Genomic DNA, 2,067 nt, shown 5'->3' with positions numbered 1-2,067 from the left:
CCCCAACCCGCTAACCTGGTTCGACCCCCTCGGCCTCGCCCCCTATGACGTCCTCAGGATGAGGCACTACACCAATGCCAGGGGAAAAGAAGGAATTCTCTCGTCTGGAGTGGTCAAGGCTGGCGATCAAAATAAAATTTTTCTGGTCCCCGCCAAGGGCAAGCCGTTGAGCCCACGTGATGCAGAGGAGCGCCTTGGAATCTCACGCGGACATGGTCGACACGTCCTGGACTTCGACGTCGCAGCCGATCGAATAAGTAAAGAATATAATCCAATAATGAAGATTCACGAGTGGGCCGTGACCGGCGATATCGCAGTCACCGACATCAAAGTAGTGCGCTAGTGAATGAACCCAGACTGGACGCCGTGACGGTCGGCATCGGCGACGCTAAGGATGCATTCCGCGACCTGAATGAGTTCGTGGTTGCGCTAGACCGCATAGGGTCCCAGATTGGTAACGGAGATCGGGATCCTGCACTGCTCTTTGGGTATGTCGTCGAGCATGACGTGGGTCGACGCCTGGCTCGCTTGAGACGAGTGGTCGGCGACGCACTCGAAGCTGTCATCGGAGAGGACGAAGTGGACAGAATCGGAGAGGAGTCCTATAAGTTCACCGAAGATTGACCATTACTAAATCCGAGGGCAATGAGCACGACGGCCAGGGCCGGGTGACGCTACGCCAGCAGAAACAACTGTCGGCGTAGCCGCAGACCTGGTGCTACACCTGGGACGCCGACAACCCGCCTTCCTTTCGATCTTGCTGAAACCACGGCATGAGACTTATTCAGAAGTCCTCGATAAAGATCTTTGACAGTTTCCTAGAATTCGTAATGAAATAACCCTTTCATTTTGAGTCTTCTGCAGGCCTGCGACCTGCGAAGACGCTCCCGAGGATGCATTTGCTAATTCATTACAGATCCTAAACTGCGACGATACATGATCTAAACTATCCGCGCCGGGGGTTCTGAATAAGCTTCCAGATTTCCAAAATTCTTGAGGGTGGCGCTAATGAGTGAGCAAGTATCCGTCTCGCTTGAGAAACTCAGAATCGTATTCAATCTTCTAATTGATCATCTACGACAGGAAGTCGGCCCGGAGATATCTTTCGATAAAGACTATTTTTGGTCGATTCCCAAAGAGGCTCTCTACAATATTTATTCAGAACCAACAGATTTATCCATTGGACAGCTCGGTGAATCTCTGTCCAATTTAGAGTCTATTTTGACTGATTCGTCAAAAGTCATGACTTATGGCCTTGTGTGGCTTGCTGACATTTTGAAAGCGGCCGGATTGGACGTCGTTAGATAACTACCAGCTGAAACATTCATTATCGCGCACATTATAGCGTGTCCAATTTGGTGAACCGCTTCCGGCGGGTCGGGTTGCGGTGAAAAAATTCCGAAGAAGCCGCGGGGTGGTGTTCGCAGCGAATAGCCAGGCGACGACAGCTCTCGAGTCATGCGATCCTCCGTTCGACCGGCCTTGATGGCGCCGTGGGCTGTTGATGCTGGCAGCGCAAAGTAAAGAGGCGGAATCACGGAACATTAGCCAGAGGCAAGGTACGGCAGGGGCAGACAGAAATTGACCGCATAGGCCCTCCGAACACATCGATCATGGGTAGCCAATATCGACTTTTGCTGTTATGCGGCCTTGGTGTCCCAGACCGGACCTGGGACACCACACCAGTTGCTGTCGCAGACCGTGACAACCGCCATCGCTGTCTGGACGTTCCGCGCCCCCTGCGCCGCGGAGTTCCTCACGGCCGCATTTCAAGATCTTCACCGCTTCTATCCTGGCCCCCGATGCCAACGCCGACGCCGGCACCCCGCTCCGGGCCTTCTCCTGGCAGCTACCCCCGGACCGGACTCCCATCGGCCTCGTGGCCGCTGCCGGACAGTTCCCGGATCACGACGGTGAAGGCGCCGATGCACCGTCGGGGCAGGTGCGACGGGATGGCAGCTGCCGCCACGCTGCATTGATCGTTTTCGCCTATCGTCGCGAGGATGGACACCGGCCACGAGCATGAACCCCCCACGCACGGCCACGGCCACGGCGGGCACACACACG

General features: G+C 55.3%; 2 protein-coding genes. Both read left to right on the top strand.

Annotation, left to right across the window (positions count from 1 at the left end; translation table 11 throughout):
• The coding region (locus MJ783_RS21085; protein ID WP_239313086.1) for an HYD1 signature containing ADP-ribosyltransferase family protein at positions 1 to 343 on the top strand (343 nt) is incomplete at its 5' end.
• A 23-nt stretch (positions 344 to 366) separates the two neighbouring features.
• Entirely contained in the window at positions 367 to 624 is a 258-nt protein-coding gene (locus tag MJ783_RS21080; protein ID WP_239313083.1) for a hypothetical protein, read from the top strand.
• Positions 625 to 2,067 lie beyond the last annotated feature (1,443 nt).

The sequence above is a fragment of the Protofrankia sp. Cj3 genome, from assembly GCF_917627355.1.
Classification (GTDB): domain Bacteria; phylum Actinomycetota; class Actinomycetes; order Frankiales; family Frankiaceae; genus Protofrankia.
The sequence above is the reverse complement of the archived record's forward strand: the minus strand, read 5'-3'. Positions and strand labels throughout refer to the sequence as shown.